The following is a 21,900-nucleotide window of genomic DNA, read 5'->3' as shown; positions in this document are numbered from 1 at the left end:
GGGGGGCGTACCGCGTGTGGAACTAAATCGTTGCCATAGCGCGCCATGGCAACGATTTCGTACCACTCGCGGCTCGCGCGGCTCGCGCGGCTCGCGGGATGCTCGCTGCGCCGGCGCAGCGCACCTCGTGAGACGCGCGTGCTGCGGGCCCGGCCACCGGGGATACCCTGGCCGCAGCCTCGCGCCCGCGGGGCTGCGGCCGCGCCGTCGGCCGCGAGCCGGGCCCCGGGCCTTAGGAGCCGAACGATGATCCTCACCCAGTCCTCCAAGCTGCGCGACGTCTGCTACGAGATCCGCGGGCCGATCCCCGCAGAGGCAGCGCGCATGGAGGCAGAGGGCCACAAGATCATCAAGCTGAACATCGGCAACCCCGCCCCGTTCGGCTTCGAGGCGCCCGACGAGATCCTCGTCGACATGATCCGCACCCTGCCCACCGCGCAGGGGTACTCGGACTCCAAGGGGATCGTCTCCGCACGTCGGGCGGTCGCGCAGTACTACCAGACCAAGGGCATGCCCGGGATGGAGCTCGACGACATCTACCTGGGCAACGGGGTCAGCGAGCTGATCCAGATGACCTGCCAGGCGCTCGTCGACGACGGCGACGAGGTGCTCGTGCCCAGCCCCGACTACCCGCTGTGGACCGCCTCGGTCTCGCTCGCGGGCGGGAAGGCCGTGCACTACCGCTGCGACGAGGAGCAGAACTGGTGGCCCGACGTCTCGGACCTCGCCGACAAGGTCACCGAGCGCACCAAGGCGATCGTCGTCATCAACCCCAACAACCCCACCGGCTCGGTGTACCCCGAGCACGTGCTGAAGCAGATCGTCGAGGTCGCGCGGAAGCACGACCTGCTGATCCTGGCCGACGAGATCTACGACAAGATCCTCTACGACGACGCCGTCCACACCCACGTCGCCGCGCTCGCCCCCGACCTGCTGACCATCACCTTCAACGGCCTCTCGAAGGCCTACCGGGTGGCCGGCTTCCGCGCCGGATGGATGGCGCTGTACGGACCGAAGGACGACGCCGAGAACTTCATCGAGGGACTCGACGTGCTCTCGAACATGCGCCTGTGCCCCAACGTCCCCGCCCAGCACGTGGTGGCGACGGCGCTCGGCGGCTACCAGTCGGTCGACGAGCTGCTGCTGCCCGGCGGGCGCCTGCGCGACCAGCGCGACGTGGCCTACGAGGGGCTCAGCGAGATCCCGGGCGTCTCCGTCGTCAAGGCCCAGGGCGCGCTCTACATGTTCCCGCGCATCGACACCGAGATGTACGACATCGAGAGCGACGAGCAGTTCGCCATGGACCTGCTGCGCTCCAAGAAGCTGCTGGTCACGCAGGGGACGGGCTTCAACTATCCGGTGTCCGACCACTTCCGCCTGGTGACCCTGCCGGACGTCGGCCTGCTGGCCGACGCCGTCGACCGCATCGCCGACCACCTCGCCTCGATCCGGCGCTAGGGCCGGCCGGTGGGGCCGGTCATACGTGGCGGTCCGGGGTGCCCCGGGCCACCACAGGAGCGTCACCGCCGCCCCTTCACGGGCCACGTCTCCCGGCCTAAGCTGGAGGACTGCCCACGGAAGGAGTGATCCATGTCTGCCACAGACCCGGAGAACAGCGCACGCGAGGGTGCTCAGGGGAACAGCGCCGAGGACATCGGCCCGGTCGCCGCCCGCGCCCGCGAGCTCGGCACGAAGGACGGCGAGCCCTCGTTCCCCGCGCAGGACCAGGACCCTCCCGGCCTCACGGCCCCGATGGAGCCCGTGCCGGACCACGGCGAGCAGTCCTACGTCGGCCACGGCCGGCTCGACGGGCTGGTCGCGCTGATCACCGGGGGAGACTCCGGCATCGGCCGCGCGGTCGCGATCGCCTTCGCCCGCGAGGGCGCCGACGTTGCGCTCTCGTTCATGGACGCCGAGCAGCAGGACGCCGAGGAGACCGCCCGCTGGGTCCAGGACGCGGGCCGACGGGCCCTGCTGCTGCCCGGGGACATCCGTGAGGAGGCCCACGCGCGCTCGCTGGTCACGCGCACCGTCGAGGAGTTCGGGCGGCTCGACGTGCTGGTGAACAACGCGGCGTTCCAGTGGGGACGCGCGAAGCCGCGCGGCATAGAGGGCATCGACTCCGAGCGTCTGCACCGCACGCTGGCCACGAACCTCGAGTCGATGTTCTGGATCACCCAGGAGGCCGTGCCGCACCTGCGGGAGGGCTCCTCGATCATCAACACCACGTCGATCCAGTCCTACGACCCCTCCGTGCCGCTCATGGACTACGCCGCGACGAAGTCCGCGATCAACAACCTCACCGTCAACCTCGCCGCCGACCTGGGCGGCAAGGGGGTCCGCGTGAACGCCGTGGCGCCGGGGCCGATCTGGACCCCGCTGAACGTCGCCACCCGTGCGAGCGAGGACTACACGGCCTTCGGCGGCAACACGCCGCTGGGTCGCGCGGGCCAGCCCGCTGAGTGCGCGGGAGCCTACGTGTTCCTCGCGAGCCCGGCCGAGGCCTCGTACGTCTCGGGCACCGTGCTCGGCGTGACCGGGGGACGGCCCGTCTTCTGAGGCGTCGGTCCGGGGTGCCGCGGACGGCGCGGATGCGGCGGGCTCCCCGGATGCTCCGGCCGGTCGCCCGTCGTACCCGCGGCGCTCAGATCGCGAGTGCGAGCACGAGGACGAGCACCGCGAGCAGCGGCAGCGTCCCCTGGCGCACGGCCGCGCCGCGATGCGCGGGGGAGGCGAGGCCCAGCACGATCGCCGCGCCGAGCATCGAGCCGGTGCCCGCGAGCGCCAGGGCGGGGCCCACGGAGTGCGCGCCGAGGGCGGTCAGCAGCACGCCGAGCAGCGCGAGCACGCCCAGGAACAGGTTGTAGAAGCCCTGGTTGAAGGCGAGCAGGCGCGTCGCCGCGACCTCCTGCTCGGTCTGCTCCCCGAAGACCCCCTGTGCGCGCTCGCTGCCCCAGGCGAACGACTCGAGCCAGAAGATGAACACGTGCAGCAGCGCCGCGAGCACTGCGAGGACGAGACCGACGACGAGCATGGGACCTCCGGTGGGGAGCGATGGGGAGCGATCTTTGAGGAGAGATGCGAGAAGTGACCAGCGAGACTTTTTTGTAGCGTTCGCTCCACTATAGACTGACGACGGCGCCACCGGAAGGGTGGGCGTCACGCGGCGCCGCCGGACGAGCGGATACCGCACGGCCCGGCCGCGCGCCGCCGCCGCAGTCCGATCCGGGAAGGAGCCAGCCGATGGGACGCACCGCCACCTTCGAGACCGTCGAGGTCGTGCGCGCCGCGCGCTCGCTCTTCTGGCGCGAGGGCTTCGAGAGCGCCTCCATGAGTGCGATCCAGCAGGCCACAGGGCTGAACGCCTCGAGCATCTACCACGCCTTCGGCTCCAAGCGCGGGCTCTTCGAGGCCGCGATCTCGAACTACCTCGACGAAGTGGTGCGCCCGGGCCTCGCCCCGCTGCTCGCCGAGCACCCGAGCCCCCACGCGCTCGCCGACTACCTCGGCTCCGCCGCCCGACTGCTGGGCGAGGACAGCGCGGAGGGAGAGGAGCAGTCCCTGCCCGACGGCTGCCTGCTCGTGAACTCCGCCTGCGCGGGCATCGGCCGCGAAGAGGCCGTGCGCGACGTCATCGCCTCCTACCGCGCCGAGCTCGTGCGCGCCTTCGGTGCCGGCGTCGCCGCCCGCTTCCCCGAGGCCTCCGCCGCCGAGCGCGAGCGCCTCACCGAGACCAGCGTCTCCGCGCTCCTCGCGGCCCTGGTCATGAGCCGGATCGACCGGAGCGCCGCGCGCAGCTCCCTCGAAGCGGCCCGCACACCCCTGCTCGCGCCGGCCGGCTGAGCTCATCGCCCGACCGTCCGACCTCGCAGGTCCACCGCAGCACCCGACGGAAGGAATCCACCATGAAGCCCCTCTACTCCACCGAGGCGCTCGCCACCGGCGCCGGCCGCGACGGGCACGTCGAGGTCTCCGGATCGGACCTCGCCTTCGACATGGCCGTCCCGACGGCCATGGGCGGCTCCGGGAAGGGCGCGAACCCCGAGCAGCTCTTCGCCGCCGGCTACGCCGCCTGCTACCACTCGGCGCTGCAGGCCGTGGCCCGCCAGAAGAAGGTCTCGATCGACGGCTCGAGCGTCGGCGCCCGCGTGAGCATCGGCAGCAACGACGAGGGCGGCTTCGCCCTCGCCGTCGACCTCGAGGTCGTCATCCCCGAGCTCGACCACGACGCCGCGCAGTCCCTCGCCGACGCCGCGCACCAGGTGTGCCCGTACTCCAACGCCACGCGCGGGAACATCCCCGTGAACGTCACCGTCGCCGACGACTGATCCTCGCCGCGCATGCGAAGAGCCCGCCGGGAGATGCTTCCGGCGGGCTCGTCCGTGTCTGGTGGGTCCGCGTGCGGATGTCTGCTCGTGAGCCGACGCCCGGGCCGGCGCGAGAGCCGACGCGCGCGCCGAGGGTCGGGTCGACGCGCGTGCCGCGATCAGGGGCGCAGCAGCACCTTGCCGACGCGGCCGGCGTCGAAGTTCGCGGCGGACGCCTCGCGCACGTCCTCGAGCGAGTAGGTCGCGGCGACCGGCAGGGTCACCGAGCCGTCGAGCAGGCGGGTGATGATCTCGCGGAACAGCTCGGCGCGCTGATCGGCCGGCATGTCCTTGGAGACCTGGGCGCCCCAGAAGCCCTCGATGTGCAGGTCGCGGAAGATCACCGGGCCCGAGGGGATCGACATGACCGGGGCGGCCATCGCACCGAAGACGACGAGGCGTCCGCCGTCGGCCAGCAGCGAGAGCACCTGGCCCGCGGCCTCACCTCCCACCGAGTCGATCCCGACGGGCGCGGTGGAATCGCCGATGAGGGCGCGGGCGCGGTCCTCCCACCCGTCCTCGTCGGTCGCGACGACGCCCGTGATGCCCTGGGCGGCGAGCTCCTCTACCCCCGCCGAGCGGCGCACGAGGCCCACCACGTTGATGCCGCGGGCGCGCGCGAACTGCGCGACCAGGCGGCCCACGGCGCCGTTGGCGGCGTTCTGCACCAGGGTCTGCCCGGGCTCGAGATCCAGGCGCTCCAGCAGCGAGATCGCGCTGAAGGGCATCGCCGCGAGCTGCGCGGCGACCTCGTCGGGCAGGTTCTCCGGCACCGGGATCAGCGAGGCGGCCGGCGCCGTGAAGCGCTCCGCCCAGACGCCCAGCTGCGAGGTCGCGACCACGCGCTGACCGGTGACCAGCTGGGTGACGCCCTCGCCGAGCTGCTCGACGACGCCGACGGCCTCGGTGCCGGCCCGCGCGGGCAGCTCCGGCTTCACGCCGTAGGTGCCGCGCACGGTCCACAGGTCATGGTTGTGGATGGGGCTGAGCACCATGCGCACGAGCACCTCGCCGGGACCGGGCGAGGGCTCGGCGACCTCGGTGACGTCGAGAACCTCGGTGGGCTCTCCGAAGGACTGATGGGTGACGGCGCGCATGGCGGACCTCCTGGAACGGTGGGCGGCGACGGCGCGGGGAGCTCCGGTGCGACGACGCGATGCGACGTCCGGGGTTCGGCGAAGGCCACCCTGTAGTGAAATGACCATTCCACTATAGGGCGCTGGGTCGTTCGGTGGCTGTCGAGGAGCTGTGAGGTCCGTCAGAGACGGCAGCGCGCCCCGGGTTCCCCGGGGCGCGCTGGGTGGGCTGGGGCCCGAGGTCTGGGGCACCTGGGCCTGGGGGCCCGGCTTCGGCCGCACCGCCCTCAGGTACCGCCGCCCTCAGGTACCGCCCTCAGGCGTCGGCCGAGGCGCTCTCGTGCGCGCGCTGAGCCTCGCGGGCCACGCGCACCATCTCCTCGCGGGGCACGACCTTCACGCGCGGGCGCGGATTGCCCTCGCTGTCCTGGACGGCCGCGCCCAGGCCGATCTCGTGCTCCTCGAGGGCGGTCCAGCCCTGCCAGGTCGTGAACTCCACGCCCTTCTCCTCGAGCAGGCGCAGGATCGAGTCGGGGTCGCGGTCCGGGGCGCTCGGGATGCGGTCGGCCTCGAGGTCCTCGAGCAGGCTCGCGACGGTCTCCGCGGCGTCGGACTTCGTGGCGCCGATGAGGCCGACGGGCCCGCGCTTGATCCAGCCGTTGGCGAAGAGGCCGGGGATGACCTCGCCGTCGGCCTCGGTGACGCGGCCGGCCTCGTTGTGGATGACGCCGCGGGACTCGTCGTAGGGGACGCCCGGCAGCTCGGAGCCGAAGTAGCCGATCGCGCGGTAGACGGCCTGCAGGTCGTAGTCGACGAGCTCGCCGGTGCCCTCCATGCCGCCCTCGGCGTCCAGACGGGTGCGCTCGAAGCGCATGCCGGTGACGCGGCCGTCCTCGCCGAGGACCTCGACGGGCTTGTGCCAGAAGTGCAGGTGCAGGCGGCGCTGCACGGGGCCGCCGTGGGCGTCCGTGGGCTCCTCGCCCTTGGCCTCGCGCTCCTGCTGGGCATGCAGCCAGCCCTCGAAGGTCGCGTAGACCTGCTCGCGGCGGCGGTCGGCGCGGATGGCCTCGCGCTCCTCGGGGGTGATCATCGCGAAATCGGCCGGGTCCATGACGATCTGCACGCCGTGGGGATGGGCGAGCTCGCGGGTCTCCAGCGGCGTGAACTTCGACTGCGCGGGCCCGCGGCGGCCGAACACGTGCACGTCGGTGGTGCGCGCGGAGGTCAGGCCCTCGTAGACGTTCTCGGGGATCTCGGTGCGCAGCAGTTCGTCGGCCGACTTCGAGAGCATCCGGGCAGCGTCCAGCGCCACGTTGCCGTTGCCGATCATGGCGACCTGCTCGGCCTCCAGGGGCCAGGTGCGCGGGTAGTCCGGGTTGCCGTCGTACCAGGCCACGAAGTCGGCGGCGCCGTAGGAGCCCTCGAGGTCGATGCCGGGGATGTTCAGCTCGGCGTCCTTGAGGGCGCCGGTCGCGAAGATGACGGCGTCGTAGCGCTCGCGCAGCTCGGCGGCGGTGAGGTCGGTGCCGAAGTCGACGTCGCCCAGGAAGCGGATGTCCCCGCGGTCCAGGATGCGGTGCAGGGCGGTGATGATGCCCTTGATGCGCGGGTGGTCGGGGGCGACGCCGTACCGGATCAGCCCGAAAGGCGTCGGCAGCGCGTCGAAGAGGTCGCACTGGACCTCGAGCTCGCCGGACTTCACCTGCGGTGAGCGCAGCAGCGTCTCGGCGGCGTAGACGCCCGCGGGACCGGAGCCGATCACGGCGAGTCGCAGGGGCTGGGCGGAAGGCTGGTTCGTGGTCATCGCACCTCGGGTTCCCGGGGCGAGCGCCCGCGGGCGCTGCACGCGTCCGGCGAGAGCGGCGTCGCCGTTGGTCTCGATTTACGCACCAGCCTATACGCGAAAATCACTGACCTGCAGACCCCGGCGGCCCGGAGCAAGCGGGATCACGCTCCGGGTCGCTGGGGGAGGCGTCGGGGAGACGGACCGGCCGGCGAGGGCAACCGGCGAGCGGCGGGCCGACTGGCCGGCCGACGGGTCGGGGCCGACGGCCGACGGGCCCGTCGGCCCGACCCGCTCAGACCTCCGCGAGCAGGGCCTGGATGCCGGCCTCGTCGAGAGCGGGCTGGTCGGCGTCGAGATCCTGGACCGGCAGCGGGCAGTCGCCGAGGTCGTGGATCGGGAGGCGGGCGCCGCCCTCGCGCATCGACTGGTGGGCGATGATCCCGGGCAGGGTGTAGCGGGCCGCCTGCCAGGCGTTGACCATCGGCTGCTTCCCGTTCGCGACCGCGCGCGCGAAGTCGTCGACGAGGAAGTGGTGGGCTCCCTCGTGGCCGTTGGGCTTGCCCTGGAACTCCGAGGGCAGGCGGTCCTGGTGGTGGGAGCGGGCCGCGCCCGCGACGAAGGCGTCGCGCAGGGTGGGGGAGACGTCCTTCAGGCGGGGGTCGTCCAGGCTCATGGTCGACGAGGTGCTGATGAGGTCGGTGACCTCGAGGACCGACTTCTTGTCGTGCCAGTAGGTGACGTCCACGGTCTCCTCGAAGCTGCTGGCCTCGCCGAAGAAGCGGAAGCGGGACTCGCGCTTGTGGCTGGGGTAGCCCACGCGGCGCAGCTCGTTGGTGCGGAAGGCGCCGCCGTTGTCCATCTCGAACAGGGCGAAGGCGTTGGAGACGTCGTTGTCGAACATCGAGACGTCCTTGTCGAAGACGCCGTCGCCGCGGGTGTCGGGCCGGCCGAGCGCCGAGACCGAGACCGCGTGGCGGTCCTCGAGCACGCCCAGGATCCCGCCGATCGAGTGCGTCGGGTAGAGCAGGGGCGGGTAGGAGGCGGTCGACTTCCACGCGTCGCCGCCGGAGTACTTGTAGGCGTCGTAGAAGCCCAGGTCCATGTCGTGGACGTAGTCGCCCTCGGCGTAGAAGACCTCGCCGAAGGCGCCCGAGCGCTCGATCCGACGGGCCAGCACCACGGCGGCGTTGTACTGGCTGGTCTCGCCCATCATGTAGACCAGGCCCGTCTCCTGCACGAGGCGGGTGATCTCGCGGATCTCCTCCTCCTCGATCGCCATGGGCACCGCCGAGTACACGTGCTTGCCGGCCTGCAGCGCCTGGATCGCGATCTTCCCGTGCGTCCAGCGCTGGGTGAAGATCGCGACCGCGTCGACGTCGGAGACCAGCAGCTCCTCGACGCTCGAGAAGCGTCCGGCGAAGTGCACCGGGTTCTGCTCGCGCTGTTCGATCGCGTCGATGCGCTCGGGCACCGAGTCCACGGCATAGACCGCGGAGATGTCGGGGTGGGCGCTGAAGAGCTCGGCGAAGTGGGTGCCGAACTGGCCGATGCCCACGATGCCCAGGGTGAACGACATATTTCCTCCTTGAAACAAAGTGTGGGTCACACAGTAGCGCGCACAGTGCGCACGGGGAAGGAGGAATCGAAGGCCGGGAACCGACGGGACTGCGGCCGGCGCTCGAAGGCCGGCCGTCGGCCCGGATCCCGGGTGCGGATCCCGGGATCTGGTCCCGGGGATCTGGTCCCGGGCTCGGCGCCCGGGGTCAGGAGCCGGTCGTGACCGGTGCGCCCTCGGAGGGCTGCACCACGACGAAGCCCGGGCCGTGGAAGCCCAGCTGGAAGGACTCGCCGGAGCCGCGGCCGATGAGCGAGCCCATCTTGAAGTCGTTCTTGATCTGCGGGGTGAGGTTCGCCGACCAGCACACCGCCGCCTGCGGGTCCACGTAGGTGGGCTGCTGCGAGCAGTCCAGCAGCATCGGCGGGCCGTCGGACGTCACGGCGACCAGGCCCTGCCCCTGCAGGAACAGGTTGAACAGGCCGCCGGCCATGAAGCCCGCGCCGCCCGTGCCCCGGATGTCCCACTGAATCGAGGAGTCGAAGGCCAGCAGGTTACGGGTGTTCAGGGTCAGCGCGTCGCCCTCGAGCTGGATCAGGAAGATCTCGTCGGCCCGACGCGCGAAGAACACCTCGCCCTGGCCGCGCACGCGCATGAGGTTCCCGCCCTCGCCCGTGGTCATCTTCTTCAGCAGCTTCATGCCGCCGCCGGAGCCCTGGTACGAGAAGTCCATCTGCCCCTGGTAGGCGACCATCACGCCCTGGGCGGCGATGATCTCGGGGGACTGCGGCTGCAGAGCGCAGCGCAGCATCTTGGAGGACTGGAGGACCCAGCGCTCCTGGGTCTGCTTCTCCTGGTTTGAGGCGTCGAAGAGCGTGCTGCGCATGTGCGGTGTCCTTGTCTGGCGGTGTCCGGCGAGCGGGTCGTGGGGCCGGTCAGGTCGGGCATTCCGGGAGATCGTCTCACGGTCGCGTGGCCGGGGTCACTGGTCGGGCGAGGGGCCGGAGCGGTCGGCCGACGGGTCGGTCGGCCGGGCCGGCCAGCCGACGGGCCCGGCCGTCACTTCGCCAGGGCGCCCTCCCTGGCGAGCTGGTCCTGGAGGGAGCCGGGGAGCACCCAGAGCCGGTAGCCGTAGCTCGAGCCACCGGTGACCGGTCGGGCGCCCAGGTCCTTCATCGTCGACCCGTTCTTGCAGGAGATGACGAGCTCGGTCGTGAAGGGCCGGCCCTTCGACGGATCGGCGATGGTCACGGTGCGCGGTGAGAACCAGAAGCCCGACCAGTTGAGGATCTCGGCCCTGTTCAGGCCGGAGCTCGCGCACGAGAGGTCGACGTCCACCGGCAGCGGGCCCGTGTCCCCGCTCGCGGCGTCCGCCCTCTCGAGGCTCGCACCCACCTTGGCCGGCACGCGCCGTTGCTGATCCTGGTTCGCGTTCAGGGACATCACGGCGGCCCCGACGAGCAGCAGGGCCACGGCAGTGCGCGGGAAGCGCCGCAGCACGAACAGCGCGGCCAGGGCGATCGCCGTCGCCAGCGAAGCCCATATCCAGAAGCGGTTGGCGTTGTCGAGCGTGGGCGTCAGCGGACGATGGAAGGGATGCTCGGGGAACATGCCCTGCCAGCTGTTCACGGCCGCCGTGTTCGTCCCCAGCCCGTACCACATGGGCACGTGCGGGGCGACCTTCAGCACCACGGCAGCGGCCCCTACTACGAACACCACCAGGGCGATGCCGATCATCGGGGCGCTCACCCGGCGCAGTAGCGCCCCCGCGGCCACGATCACGACCAGCGCCGCGACCTGGTCGATGTAGCGCGAATAGAGCCAGGCCTCGAGGCCGTGGAAGCTCTTACCCCACAGCGCCTCGGGCTGGTACCACCACACCACGCTCATGGCGACGGTGCTCACGGTGAGCCCGAACAGGAACGCCCCCGGCCCCAGGCGCAGGGTGCGCAGCTCCCGCAGCGTCCACACCACGATCACCACGAAGCCCAGGGCGAACAGGCCCGCGGTGCCCACGACCTGCGCCCAGCTCTGGCCCGCCAGGAGCTTCGCGAGCGCCTCGGGCTGGGCGTGGAGGATCGCCTGCATGGCCAGGTCCGTCTTGCTGCTGCCGGTCAGCAGCATGCGGTGGTTGATGGCCGAGGCGATGCGGTCCACGATCCACCAGGACGCGACCAGCGCGAGCACGCCCACGAGTGCCTTCGCGACGCTGCGGCGGGTGAAGAAGAGCAGCCACACCACGGCCGTGAGCACGAGTGCGAGCGCGCGCGTGTGCGTGAGGTAGGCGGCGGCGATGGCGCCGACGAACAGCGCCAGGCGCCACCACGTCGGCCGCTTCCAGAGCACGAGCATGCCCAGCGCCGCCCATGCGTAGCAGAACATCAGCAGCGGCTCGCTCATGGCGTAGTCGGCGGGCTCGATCCGCCCGGGCATGCACATGGCCAGGCCGGCGACCGCGATCGCCTGCGGGGTGCTCATCCCCAGATGGCGGCCCGAAAGCGCCAGCGGGAGGATCGTCGCGACGCCGATGACGTTGCCCAGGATGATCGCCGCGCGGTACACCGTCGCCGGGTCGTGCGTGAACCACCAGATGGGCGTCATGAGGATCGCCCACCCCGGGTAGTAGCCGCTCCCGGAGAGCTTGGGGACGTCGTGATCGCCGGAGAGCATCCGCGCGATCTGCAGCGGATGGATCTCGTCCCACGGGGTGCGCGGCGCCACGGCGCTCTGCGCGACCACCACGTGCAGGACGATGCAGAGCACCACGGCAGCCCCCGCGAGCGCCCACCACAGGGAGGCCCCGACGGCCGAGCCCGACCTGACGTCGGCCCCGGCCCCGGTCCCCGCGCCGACCTTCTCCTCGGTGCTGGCTTTCTCCCCGGCGCCGCCCCCAGCGCCGCCCCCGGTGCCGCCCTTCGCGCCGGCCGCGAGCTCGGCTCCGGCCTCGCGCGAGCGTCGCAGGGCGGTGGGAGGGAGCGCGATCTCCGGAGAGCGCACGGCAGCGGGTGAGGACACGGTGACGAACCTCCGACGACGGGGAGACGGGACGGGTGCGGCTGCCCGGAAGGAGCAGGGGCATCAGCGGCGCGGATGGGAGGGCCCGTGGGGCACGGGCTGAGGCACGAGAGCCTGCCCCGACCCGGCTCGCGATCCCCCACGAGGCCGGGTGCGGCGTCCCTGCGCGGGACGCCGTGCCACCACCGGGCCGACCATCCGCGACCCGCCGTCGTGAGAATAGCCCGGGCGGCGCCGGCGTCCTGGGAGAGATCGCGCCGTCGCCGTGCGACGCACCAGGACAGCGCCCCGATGCGCGGGAAGCTTCATGCGGAGTTCATCGGGTCGACGCCCGGCGTTGACCGAGCGTCGGCCGGGATGCGACATGGGGCACGACGGAACCGGGCGGCAGCGGCCGGGAAACGCCGCAGGAGCCGCGCGGAAGCGCCGCGGAAGCTGCGCAGAACAGGACAAGTGGGGCGCCGTCGCTGCGACTGCTGCGGGACGACGGCCGTGTCCTCCCCGCTCGTGGCCTGCGTTCCTGGAGAATGGTCCGCAGGCACGGACGAGGGGAGTGGCCGGAGTGGAGCGCGCACTGCGAGGTGTCCAGAAGTTCGGCGCCGTCGCCGTCCCGATCCTGGTGGTCTGCGCCCTCACGGTGTGCGCGACGATGGGCTGGATCGCGCGCCATCCCTTCGATGACCAGGGCGAGCACCTCCTGTTCCTGAGTGCCTTCGACGCGCACACGAAGCTCGTCGTGGGCCTGCTGATCTACACCGCGGTCATGTATGCCGCCCTGCTCACCGTCGTCGGCGGACTCCTGCGGTTCACGCTCGCGCGTGCCGAGGAGCGCGCCGGCGAGCCGACCGGGTCCTCCCGTCGGCCCTCCCGGATCGCACGGGCCGCGCGCTGGCTGCTGGGCAGCTGGTGGCGCCTCGCCCTGCTGCTGCTCGTGATCTGGTCACCCGTCCTGCTGGGCGAGGTGTCCGGCGGGGGCGGCGTATGGGCGGACAGCGACCTCCAGGCCGGCTCCCTGCGCGGCGAGGGCATGTCCGGCCACCTCAGTCCGCTCGTGATCGTCGCCTTCGAATGCGTGCTCGCCATCGGCCGTCTCCTCACCGGGGGCATCGGGGCGGGCCTCGGCGTTCTGGTCCTGGTACAGCTGGCCGTCGTGCTCGCGGCCCTCGGCCGGGCGGCGGCGCTGCTCGGGCGCTGGGTGCGCAGCGACGGGCTCTGCGCCCTCGCGCTCGCGGTGCTCGTGATCGGCGGCGTCCCGATCGCGCTCTGGTCCCTGTCGCTCTCTCCTGCGGCGCACGGCGCGGCCTCCCTGTGCTGGTTCCTCGCGCTCGGCCTCGACCACGTCCACTCGCGCGAACAGATCCGAGGCGGTCGCGTGCTCGAGTGGGCTCTCGCCGCCCTGCTCCTGCTCAGCTGCTCCGCGCTCGCCGTGCCCCTGGTGATCGTGATGCTGGTGATGGCGGTGATCGTGCGCCGCGGCCGCGAGGCCTGGCGCGCGGCGCTGGTCGCGCTCGTCGTGCCGCTGCTCGTGGTCCTGGTGGGCACGCGCCTGGGGGCCTCCCAGGGGATGCTGGGCACGGAGGACCCGGTCGCCCAGCACGGGCTGCAGGCGCAGAGCATCGCCCTCGCGCTGAGCGAGGACCCCGACGCGCTGTCCGCGGAGGACACCGAAGCCCTCGGGAAGATCTTCGACGTCGACGCCCTGCCCGACCGCTACGCGCCCGGCGCTCCCGCGAGGCTCCTCGAGGCGGAGAACGACACGGTCAGCGCGGCGCAGGCGGAGCAGCTCCCGAGCATCTGGTGGCACCTCGCGCAGAACCGTCCCGGACTCGCCGCCGACGGGATCCTGCTGGAGATCGCCGACACGTTCGACCCCTTCGCCCACGGCAGGCAGAACCTGCCGGGCTCCGCGGACGACGGCGCGCCCGGCGCGGTCGGCTCGGTCCTCGACGGGACCCCGGGCCTGCGACTGCTCGTCGAGTCGCCCCTGCGCGTCGTGGCCGTGCTGCTGCTGGGCGTGATCGCGGTCGCCCTGCGCCGCCCCGGCGTCTGGTTCTGGGCGGTGCCGATCGGCGTGCTGACCGTGGCGCTCGCCCTCATGCCGGCCGACGCCTCCGGCGGCGCCGCGCTCGTGATCGGCTGCTTCCTCCCCTTCGCGCTGCTCGCGCTGTCGGCGAGCAGGGAGCTCGTCGAGATCGGCTCGCCCGACGGCGCGGTGCGCAGGATCCGCAGGGTCACCCGGCGGCGCAGCGCGCCGGGCCGGGGCGCCGACGGCAGGGCGACTGGCCGGGGCGCCGACGGCAGGGCGACTGGCCGGGGCGCCGACGGCAGGGCGGCTGGCCGAGTCGATGGCGCGGCCGGTGGCGGGGCGACGGGTCAGGGCGACGGCTGGGCTGATGGCTGGGGCGACGGCTGGGACGACGGCAGAGCCGATGCCGAGGGCGGTGCGGCCGACGCCAGGAACGGCAGAGGCGCCGACTCCAGGGCAGGCGGCTCGGCCGACGCCAGGGCCGACGGTCGGGCGGACAGCGGGGCCGACGACCTCAGCTGGATCGGCGTGACCAGCTCACCGCGCGATGGCGGGCCCCAGGGTCGGCACCAGCGCTCCGCCGAGGCCGAGAAGGAGGGCCGCTACGGACCGGTGCGCAGCCTGCCGCAGCGTCCGCTCGCGCCGCCCAAGGGCCTCCACAGGAAGCCCCCGCGGCGGTGAGCCCGCGGCGCTCCCGTCGAGTCGCTGATCCTGGGCGCTGACATCCGCGCCGATCTGCTGGACCCGGCACCGCTGCGCGGGTCGCGTGGAGGCTCAGCCTCGCCGCGAACGACGCTGCCACCAGCGGCGACGCGACGTGGGGTCGTGGTCCGAGGAGTTCGCGGAGTTCGCGGAGTTCGGGGAGTTCGCGGAGTCCGGGGAGTCCGGGGGGCCCGCTGAAGTCGGCGAGCTGCCGCCGCTCGACTGCTCTGCGTCGCTCGGCTCGTCCTCCGATGTGACCTTCGGGTCGTCGCCTCCCGGGCGCGCGGCCGTGTCGGCGGCACCGTCGTCCTCCTCGATCCAGACGTCGGTCCAACCGATGTCGGACTCGTCGTGCGGACGGAAGGGACGGCGCTCGCCGATCTCCTCGGTGACGTCCTCGAGGTGGATCTCCCGGGGCGGACGCACCTCCTCACCGCGATGCGGCACCGGGCACGTCCAGAAGTACGGGCAGCCGGGACACCCGGCGAGCTCCGCGTCCGGCGCGACCTCCCGCTGGACCTGCACCTGGTCCTGCGCCTGCAGGATCCGCTGGCGGGTGTCGTACGGGTTGATGTCCACCGGTGAAGGCTACGCGTGCCGGCTCCGCAAGCAGCGGTGACGGCGGCGCCGCGCGGCGATGGTCACGCGCTGGACCCGGAACGGGAGGACGGGGGGGGATGGCATGTCTGCCGACGTCGACTCCGGGGGGGGCATCGCAGGACCAGGGCACGTGACCGGGAGGTGAGGGGTACGGCCCGGCGTCGGCCCGAACGGTGTTGCGGATCGGGCGTCGGTCCGAACAGTGCTGCGCAACGGTCGTTATGGGCGCTCAGAACGACCGCTTCGCAGCACTCAACGGGCGTCGGGGCCGGGGCCGGGGCCGGCCGGTGCAGTGCTGAGTACCCGGTGTCGATCCGAACAGTGCTGCGCAACGGTCGTTATGGGAGCTCAGAACGACCGTTGCGTAGCACTCAAGGGGTCGGTCCGGCTTCCCCGGCGGCCGACACGGCCGGCACCTCGCCTCGGTGTGGGGGGGGGTGAGCCAGGGCGGCGGTGGACACTCCGGCAGGATTCGAACCTGCGACACGCTCCTTATGGGGGAGCTGCTCTACCGGGCTGAGCTACGGAGCGGGACGGCCTGCACGCCGGGCTCCCTGTGCAGGCCGCAGGGAACTCGGCGAGGCGACCGAAGCACAGGACTGGCGTCGGCGACCGTGCGCGCCGTCCTTCGGGGACGACGCGAATCCATGGTGCGCAGGGAGCCCCGCGCCATGCCACCCGTGGGACACACGGCGACGCACAGTGCAGCCGCCCTCTCGACCGGACGGCCCGCCCGCTCAGCCCTGCGCTGCGGCGCGCGCCGCGGCCGGGAGGGCCTGGGCGATGCGGTCGACGATCTGCTCGTCGTGCGCGGTGGAGACGAACCAGGCCTCGAAGGCCGACGGCGGCAGGTAGACGCCGCCCTCCAGCAGTGCGTGGAAGAAGCGGCCGAACGCTGCCGTGTCCTGGTCCTTCGCGTCCTCGTAGGTGGTCACGGGCTGGTCGCGGAAGAACACAGAGAACAGGGTGCCGGCGGTCTGGATGACGTGGGGGACGCCCGCGGTGGTGAGGGCGTCGGCCACGAGCGACTGGAGCGTGGAGGAGGTGCGTGCGAGCTGCGCGTAGGCAGCGTCGTCGAGCCCGGCGAAGGTCGCGAGGCCCGCGGCCGTGGCGAGCGGGTTCCCCGAGAGCGTGCCCGCCTGGTAGACGGGCCCCAGCGGCGCGAGCAGATCCATCAGGTCGGCGCGGCCCCCGAAGGCGCCCACCGGGAGTCCGCCGCCGATGACCTTGCCGAAGGTCATGAGGTCGGGAGCCCAGTCCGAGCCTCCGACAGGAGTCGCGCCTGCCCCGTCGGCCGCACGGGTCCCGCCGGCCGTCGGCCCGTCGATGCCGTAGTAGCCCTCGGCGCTCGCGCGGAAGCCGGTGAGCACCTCGTCGGTGATCAGCAGCGCGCCGGCGGCGTGGGCGGTCTGGGCGAGGAAGGCGTTGAAGCTCTCCGGCGGGGTGACCACGCCCATGTTCGCGGGCGCGGCCTCGGTGATGATCGCGGCGATCTCCCCACCGCGCTCGGCGAACAGGGAGGTCACGGCATCGCGGTCGCCGTAGGGCAGCACGATCGTGTCGCGCGCGGTGCCCTCGGTGACGCCCGCGGAGCCGGGCATCGCGAAGGTGGCGACGCCGCTGCCGGCCTCGGCGAGGAGGGCGTCGACGTGCCCGTGGTAGCAGCCGGCGAACTTCACGACGACGTCGCGGCCGGTGGCGGCGCGGGCCACGCGCAGCGCGCTCATGGTGGCCTCGGTGCCGGAGTTGACCAGGCGCACCTTCTGCAGCGGGCGCACGCGGCGCACGAGCTCCTCGACGAGGCTGACCTCGCCGGTCTGCGGGGCGCCGAAGGAGAGTCCGCGGCCGGCGGCCTCGCGCACGGCGTCGACGACGCGCGGGTTCGCGTGGCCCAGGATCATCGGCCCCCAGGAGCCGACGAGGTCGACGTACTCGTGGCCGTCGGCGTCGGTGAGCAGCGCGCCGGAGGCCGAGGCGATGAACGGCGGGGTGCCGCCCACGGAGCCGAAGGCCCGCACGGGCGAGTTCACGCCGGCGGGGATCACCTGCTTGGCGCGGTCGAACAGGGACTCGGAGGTCGTCTCGTCCAGGGTCATGGGTGCTGTCTCCTTCGGGGAGTGCGGAAGGTCGGGAGTGCGGACGGCGCCGGGACATCGGGCGGCGCCGGGACATCGGGCGGCGCCGGGACGTCGAGCGGTGCCCGAGCCGGTGCCCGAGCCGGCGGCGGAGCGGGGTCTCAGACGAACGGGCGCAGGTGGGCGGGCAGTCCGTCCTGGATCCAGCCGGCGACCTCGGAGGCCCAGTAGGTGAGGATCATCGAGGCGCCGGCGCGCTTGAAGCCGAGCAGCGATTCCATGATGGTGCGGTCGCGGTCGATCCAGCCGTTCGCGCTCGCGGCCTCGATCATCGCGTACTCCCCGCTGATCTGGTAGCTGCCCACGGGCACGGGGGAGGAGTCGGCGATGTCGCGGAGCACGTCGAGGTAGGGCATGCCGGGCTTGACCATCACCAGGTCCGCGCCCTCGTCGACGTCGAGCTCGACCTCGAGGCGGGCCTCCCTGCCGTTGCCGGGATCCTGCTGGTAGGTGCGGCGATCGCCCTCGAGCGAGGAGTCGACGGCCTCGCGGAACGGGCCGTAGAACGCCGAGGAGTACTTCGCGCTGTAGGCGAAGATCGAGACGTCGCCGAAGCCGGCCTCGTCCAGGGCGTCGCGGATCGCGGCGATCTGGCCGTCCATCATCCCCGAGGGGCCGATCATGTGGACGCCCGCGCGGGCCTGCGCGAGGGCGATCTCGCGGTAGCGCACCAGGGTGGCGTCGTTGTCGACGCGGCCGCGGGAGTCCAGGACGCCGCAGTGGCCGTGGTCGGTGAACTCGTCCAGGCAGAGGTCGGCCATGATCACGAGGTCCTCGCCGATCTCCTCGGCGAGGCGGGCGATCGCCCGGTTCACGAAGGAGTCGGGGTCGCTCGCGGCGGAGCCCACCGCGTCCTTCGTCGTGGGGACGCCGAACAGGATGATCCCGCCGACGCCCCGGTCGGCGGCCTCGCGGGCCGCTTCGAGCAGGGAGTCCTCGGTGTGCTGGACGACGCCGGGCATCGAGGTGATCGGCACGGGCGCGTCGATCCCCTCGCGCACGAACATCGGCAGGACCAGGTCCGACGGCCGCAGCGTGGTCTCGCGCACCAGGGAGCGCATGGCCTCGGTGGTGCGCAGGCGGCGGGGCCGACGGGCGGGCGAGAGGTGGGCGGGAAGCTGCGCGCGGTAGTCGGCGACGCGCTGATCGGGATCGATGGAGGTCATCGGGGTGTCACTCCTTCGGGGCGGCGGGGCGGGTCGGGCTGGTCCGGCCCGTGGAGCCGGTGAGGCTGTCGAGGCTGGTGGATGGGGGAGTGCTGGTCTCGGGCGCGAGCGCGAGGTGCACGGCGCGCGCGAGCGAGGGGGCGTCGGGGTGCTCGGCGCGCGCGTCGACCCGGAGTCCGGCGTCGACGGCGGCCTCCTGGGTGGGGCGACCGATGACGACGACGGCGGTGCGCGGGTGCACGCCGATCTGGGCGGCGCGGCGGGCGATCATCGAGCTGGTCAGCACGATCGCGTCGAAGCCTCCGCCGGGCAGGTCGCGCTCGACCTGCGCGGGCAGGGGCGCGTGCTGCGGGTGGTAGGCGTCGATCTGCTCGACCCGCATGCCGGCGCCCTCGAGGCCCTCGCGCACGGTCGGCGCGGCGGCCGACGAGGCGGGCAGCAGCACGCGCGGCGCGGGAGCGCTCGGGTCCGGGTCCGGGGCCGGGCCCGAGCCTGGGCCCGGGGCCGACGAGCCCCCGGCGTCCCGATGGCGGCGGACCGCCTCGACGAGCGCGGCTCCGGACCCCTCGGCGACCAGGTCGACCTCGATGCCGGCCTCGTGCAGGGCGCGGGCCGTCGCACCGCCGACGGCGACGACCTCGGTGCCCGCGGGGACCCGCAGACCCACGGCGACGAGCGAGCGCACGGTCGCGGGACTGGTGATGACCAGCAGGTCGTAGGCGCCGCCGGCGAGGCGGTCGAGGGCGGGGGCGAGGTCCGCGGCAGGGGCGGGCTCGATGCGGACGAAGGGCGCGCGCACCACGTCGTAGCCGGCGATCTCGAGGAGATCGGTCAGGTCGTCCCCGCGCCCCTCGGGGCGGGGGAGGAGGACGCGGTCCCTGCTCACGATGCGGCGTCGCCCCCTGTGGTGCCCGGCCCTGCCGTGCCCGGCCCTGCGGTGCTCTGCCCTGCAGCGCTCGGCCCTGCGATGCTCAGCACGCGGGCGGCGCCGGCGTCGAGGAGGTCGGCGGCGAGGTCCTGGCCCAGGCGCACCGCGTCGGCCTCGAGGGCCGCCGGGTCGGCGAGGTCGACGGGCGTGCTGCGGGTGCCCTCGAAGACCTGGGTGCCGTCCTCGGAGATCGCGAGGCCGCGCAGGGTGAGCACGGGGCACTCGGAGGCGTCGTCGGTGCCGTCCGAGCCCGCGCCCGAGACCGTGCCGAGGGCGCCGACGGGCGCCGAGCAGCCGGCCTCGAGGGTGCGCAGCAGGGAGCGCTCCGCGGCGACGGCCGCGCGGGTCGGGGCGTGGTCGGCCGCGCGCATGCCGGGCTCGAACCAGGCGCCCGCGGAGGTCTCGGCGCACTCGACGGCCAGCGCGCCCTGGGCGGGCGCGGGCAGCAGCACGCCGGGGCTCAGGAACTCGCTGATCACCTCTCTGCGGCCCAGGCGCAGCAGGCCGGCGGCGGCGAGCACCACGGCGTCGAGGTCCGCGTCCTCGCCGAGCGCGCGGGCGAGCCGCGTCTCGACGTTCCCGCGGATGCCCACGACCTCGAGGTCGGGGCGGGCGCGGCGCAGCTGGGCGGCGCGGCGCGGGGAGCCGGTGCCGACCTTCGCGCCCCGCGGGAGCGTCTCGAGGGTCAGGCCGTCCCTGGCGCAGAGGGCGTCGCGGGGGTCCTCGCGCTCGGGCACGCAGGCCATCACGATGCCGGGGACGGGCGCGGTGGGAAGGTCCTTGGCGGAGTGGACGACGGCGTCGACCTCCCCGCCCAGCAGGGCTTCCCGCACGGCGGTGACGAACACGCCGGTGCCGCCGATCTGCGCGAGCGGGCTGGTGCGGTCGACGTCCCCGTGCGTGCGCACCCGGACGAGCTCGACGCGGTCCTCGCCCGCGACGCGCCCGGCGATCTGGCCGGACTGGGCGAGCGCGAGATCGGATCCGCGGGTGCCGACGCGCAGCACGGGGGCCTCATCGGGCCGTGCGGGGGCTGTGTCGGGCTGCTCGGCGCTCACGCCGGCACCTCGGAGCCCTGGCGGGACTGCTCGGGGGCGTGCGGCGAGCCCCCGCGGCGCGTGTTGCCCGCGCTCCGCGAGTCGTCTGTGCTGCCGGAGCCGTGCTCGCCGCCCGGGTCGCCCGCGCCGCGCGCGTCGTGCTCGTCGCCCGGGTCGCCCTGCTGCTCGGCGTGGGCGGCCTGCTCCTCGGCGATGAGCGCGCGCATGTGCTCGTCGGCCCGCATGGCGAGGGCGATCTGCTCGACCGTGTCCAGGGGCGTGCCCTCGACGGGGACGGGTCGGGCGTGCGCGGATCCGTTCAGGCAGCACAGGGCGCCGCAGGTGTCCTCGACGACGCCGAAGTCGGTGACCGCGCGGGGGCTGTGCCCGGGCTCGACGTGCTCGCGCACGAGGTCCACGAGGCCCTCGACGAAGCGCTCGTCGGTCCCGGAGGTCGCCACGCGCGTGAACGCCAGGCCGAGCTCCTCGGCGGTCTCGGCGGCCTCGGTGTCCAGGTCCCAGACGACCTCGACGTGGTCGGTGACGAAGCCGATCGGGACCACGATCACCGCGTCGGCCTCGTCGTGCTCGCGGATCTCGTGCAGGCGGTCGTTGATGTCGGGCTCGAGCCACGGCACGTGCGGAGCGCCCGAGCGGGACTGGTAGACGAGCTCCCAGTCGGGCGCGGCGATCGTCGGGTCGCCGCCGGCCGATGCGCCGTCGGCCCCCCCGAGCTGCTCCATCACCCAGCGGCACGCGGCCAGGTGCTGGGCGACGTACCAGCCGCCGACGTCGCCCGCCGACGGGTCGGCCGCGTCCTTCTCGGCGGGTCCGGAGGCGCTGGACATGACGTGCGGGATCGAGTGCGTGGAGAACAGCACCCGGGTGCGGGAGGCGTCGTGGCCGGCGTCGCGCATCTGCGTGATCGCCGCGCGCACGCCGTCGCGCACGGGCTCGAGGAAGCCGGGGTGGTCGAAGTAGGCGCGGATCTTCTGGATCTCCATGTCGCCCACGAGATCGTTCGCGACCAGCGCCTTCGCGTAGTCCTCGCGGTACTGGCGGCACGAGGAGTAGGAGGAGTAGGCGCTGGTGGCGACCGCGAGCACCCGGCGGTGCCCGTCGGCGCTGATCCGCCCGACCACGTCGCTCGTGAACGGCGCCCAGTTGCGGTTCCCCCAGTAGACCGGGAGGTCGATGCCGGCCACGGCGAGCGCCCGCTCGAATCGGGCGATCAGGTCGCGGTTCTGGTCGTTGATGGGGGAGCGTCCGCCCAGCTTGCGGTAGTGCTCGCCGACGACCTCGAGCCGCTCGTCCGGGATCCCGCGTCCGCGGGTGACGTTGCGCAGGAACGGCACCACGTCCTCCTGCTGCTCCGGCCCGCCGAAGGAGGCGAACAGGATCGCGTCGTAGGGGACGTCCTGGGGGAGGCGTGCGGGGTTCTCGGTCATGGTGACCTCCGGGTCGCAGTCGATGCCCTGGCGGGGCGGCCGGGGCGGAAGGGAATCGG

17 protein-coding genes and 1 tRNA gene are annotated in these 21,900 nt (G+C 73.1%); 5 read left to right on the top strand and 13 right to left on the bottom strand.

Annotated features, from left to right (window positions below; translation table 11 throughout):
* Window positions 1-246: 246 nt before the first annotated feature.
* Together ACFQ53_RS02920 and ACFQ53_RS02915 are read left to right on the top strand one after the other, a co-directional pair.
* Complete coding sequence (locus ACFQ53_RS02920) at window positions 247-1,458, top strand: pyridoxal phosphate-dependent aminotransferase (protein WP_377855073.1); 1,212 nt, start codon at window positions 247-249, stop codon at window positions 1,456-1,458.
* Window positions 1,459-1,590: 132 nt separating this feature from the next.
* Entirely contained in the window at window positions 1,591-2,559 is a 969-nt protein-coding gene (locus ACFQ53_RS02915) for an SDR family oxidoreductase (RefSeq protein WP_377855070.1), read from the top strand.
* Window positions 2,560-2,644: 85 nt separating this feature from the next.
* Here the strand turns inward: ACFQ53_RS02915 and ACFQ53_RS02910 are convergent, their stop codons facing one another.
* A complete protein-coding gene (locus tag ACFQ53_RS02910) occupies window positions 2,645-3,034 on the bottom strand; it encodes a DUF1304 domain-containing protein (protein WP_377855067.1) in 390 nt (129 codons plus the stop codon).
* 209 nt (window positions 3,035-3,243) lie between these two features.
* On the opposite strand from ACFQ53_RS02910, the gene ACFQ53_RS02905 reads away from it, so the two are divergent.
* Window positions 3,244-3,843 (top strand): TetR/AcrR family transcriptional regulator, encoded by a 600-nt coding sequence (locus ACFQ53_RS02905; RefSeq protein ID WP_377855064.1) that lies wholly within the window; start codon window positions 3,244-3,246, stop codon window positions 3,841-3,843.
* A 62-nt stretch (window positions 3,844-3,905) separates the two neighbouring features.
* Window positions 3,906-4,328: an organic hydroperoxide resistance protein gene (locus tag ACFQ53_RS02900; protein ID WP_377855061.1), complete on the top strand. Its 423-nt coding sequence runs from the start codon at window positions 3,906-3,908 to the stop codon at window positions 4,326-4,328.
* Window positions 4,329-4,486: 158 nt separating this feature from the next.
* On the opposite strand, the gene ACFQ53_RS02895 is transcribed toward ACFQ53_RS02900, so the two are convergent.
* The 5 genes from ACFQ53_RS02895 to ACFQ53_RS02875 all read right to left on the bottom strand — a co-directional run bounded on the left by ACFQ53_RS02895 (window position 4,487) and on the right by ACFQ53_RS02875 (window position 11,799).
* Window positions 4,487-5,464: a zinc-binding dehydrogenase gene (locus tag ACFQ53_RS02895; protein WP_377855058.1), complete on the bottom strand. Its 978-nt coding sequence runs from the start codon at window positions 5,462-5,464 to the stop codon at window positions 4,487-4,489.
* Window positions 5,465-5,759: 295 nt separating this feature from the next.
* A complete protein-coding gene (locus ACFQ53_RS02890; protein WP_377855056.1) occupies window positions 5,760-7,247 on the bottom strand; it encodes an FAD-dependent oxidoreductase in 1,488 nt (495 codons plus the stop codon).
* Between the two features lie 274 nt (window positions 7,248-7,521).
* Complete coding sequence (locus ACFQ53_RS02885) at window positions 7,522-8,805, bottom strand: Gfo/Idh/MocA family oxidoreductase (protein WP_377855053.1); 1,284 nt, start codon at window positions 8,803-8,805, stop codon at window positions 7,522-7,524.
* Window positions 8,806-8,992: 187 nt separating this feature from the next.
* Window positions 8,993-9,670: an AIM24 family protein gene (locus ACFQ53_RS02880; protein ID WP_228359320.1), complete on the bottom strand. Its 678-nt coding sequence runs from the start codon at window positions 9,668-9,670 to the stop codon at window positions 8,993-8,995.
* Between the two features lie 173 nt (window positions 9,671-9,843).
* Window positions 9,844-11,799: a hypothetical protein gene (locus tag ACFQ53_RS02875; RefSeq protein WP_377855050.1), complete on the bottom strand. Its 1,956-nt coding sequence runs from the start codon at window positions 11,797-11,799 to the stop codon at window positions 9,844-9,846.
* Window positions 11,800-12,361: 562 nt separating this feature from the next.
* Between ACFQ53_RS02875 and ACFQ53_RS02870 the strand changes: the two genes are divergently transcribed.
* Entirely contained in the window at window positions 12,362-14,506 is a 2,145-nt protein-coding gene (locus ACFQ53_RS02870) for a DUF6020 family protein (RefSeq protein ID WP_377855047.1), read from the top strand.
* A 93-nt stretch (window positions 14,507-14,599) separates the two neighbouring features.
* On the opposite strand, the gene ACFQ53_RS02865 is transcribed toward ACFQ53_RS02870, so the two are convergent.
* The 7 genes from ACFQ53_RS02865 to ACFQ53_RS02835 all read right to left on the bottom strand — a co-directional run bounded on the left by ACFQ53_RS02865 (window position 14,600) and on the right by ACFQ53_RS02835 (window position 21,841).
* A complete protein-coding gene (locus ACFQ53_RS02865; RefSeq protein WP_377855044.1) occupies window positions 14,600-15,106 on the bottom strand; it encodes a hypothetical protein in 507 nt (168 codons plus the stop codon).
* Window positions 15,107-15,581: 475 nt separating this feature from the next.
* A tRNA-Met gene (locus tag ACFQ53_RS02860) sits at window positions 15,582-15,658 on the bottom strand.
* Between the two features lie 206 nt (window positions 15,659-15,864).
* On the bottom strand, window positions 15,865-17,223 hold the full coding sequence (gene hemL / locus ACFQ53_RS02855) for a glutamate-1-semialdehyde 2,1-aminomutase (protein ID WP_377855041.1): 1,359 nt from the start codon (window positions 17,221-17,223) through the stop codon (window positions 15,865-15,867).
* Window positions 17,224-17,363: 140 nt separating this feature from the next.
* The gene (gene hemB, locus ACFQ53_RS02850) at window positions 17,364-18,428 is read right to left on the bottom strand and encodes a porphobilinogen synthase (protein WP_377855038.1); all 1,065 of its coding nucleotides are present in this window, start codon (window positions 18,426-18,428) and stop codon (window positions 17,364-17,366) included.
* A 7-nt stretch (window positions 18,429-18,435) separates the two neighbouring features.
* Complete coding sequence (locus tag ACFQ53_RS02845) at window positions 18,436-19,314, bottom strand: uroporphyrinogen-III synthase (protein WP_377855035.1); 879 nt, start codon at window positions 19,312-19,314, stop codon at window positions 18,436-18,438.
* Complete coding sequence (gene hemC, locus ACFQ53_RS02840; RefSeq protein WP_377855032.1) at window positions 19,311-20,414, bottom strand: hydroxymethylbilane synthase; 1,104 nt, start codon at window positions 20,412-20,414, stop codon at window positions 19,311-19,313. Before hemC ends, ACFQ53_RS02845 begins: the two co-directional genes overlap by 4 nt.
* Entirely contained in the window at window positions 20,411-21,841 is a 1,431-nt protein-coding gene (locus tag ACFQ53_RS02835) for a ferrochelatase (RefSeq protein WP_377855030.1), read from the bottom strand. Before ACFQ53_RS02835 ends, hemC begins: the two co-directional genes overlap by 4 nt.
* Between the last annotated feature and the right edge of the window lie 59 nt (window positions 21,842-21,900).

This window comes from Brachybacterium sp. NPDC056505 (assembly GCF_042794925.1).
GTDB lineage: Bacteria > Actinomycetota > Actinomycetes > Actinomycetales > Dermabacteraceae > Brachybacterium > Brachybacterium kimchii.
The sequence above is the reverse complement of the archived record's forward strand: the minus strand, read 5'-3'. Positions and strand labels throughout refer to the sequence as shown.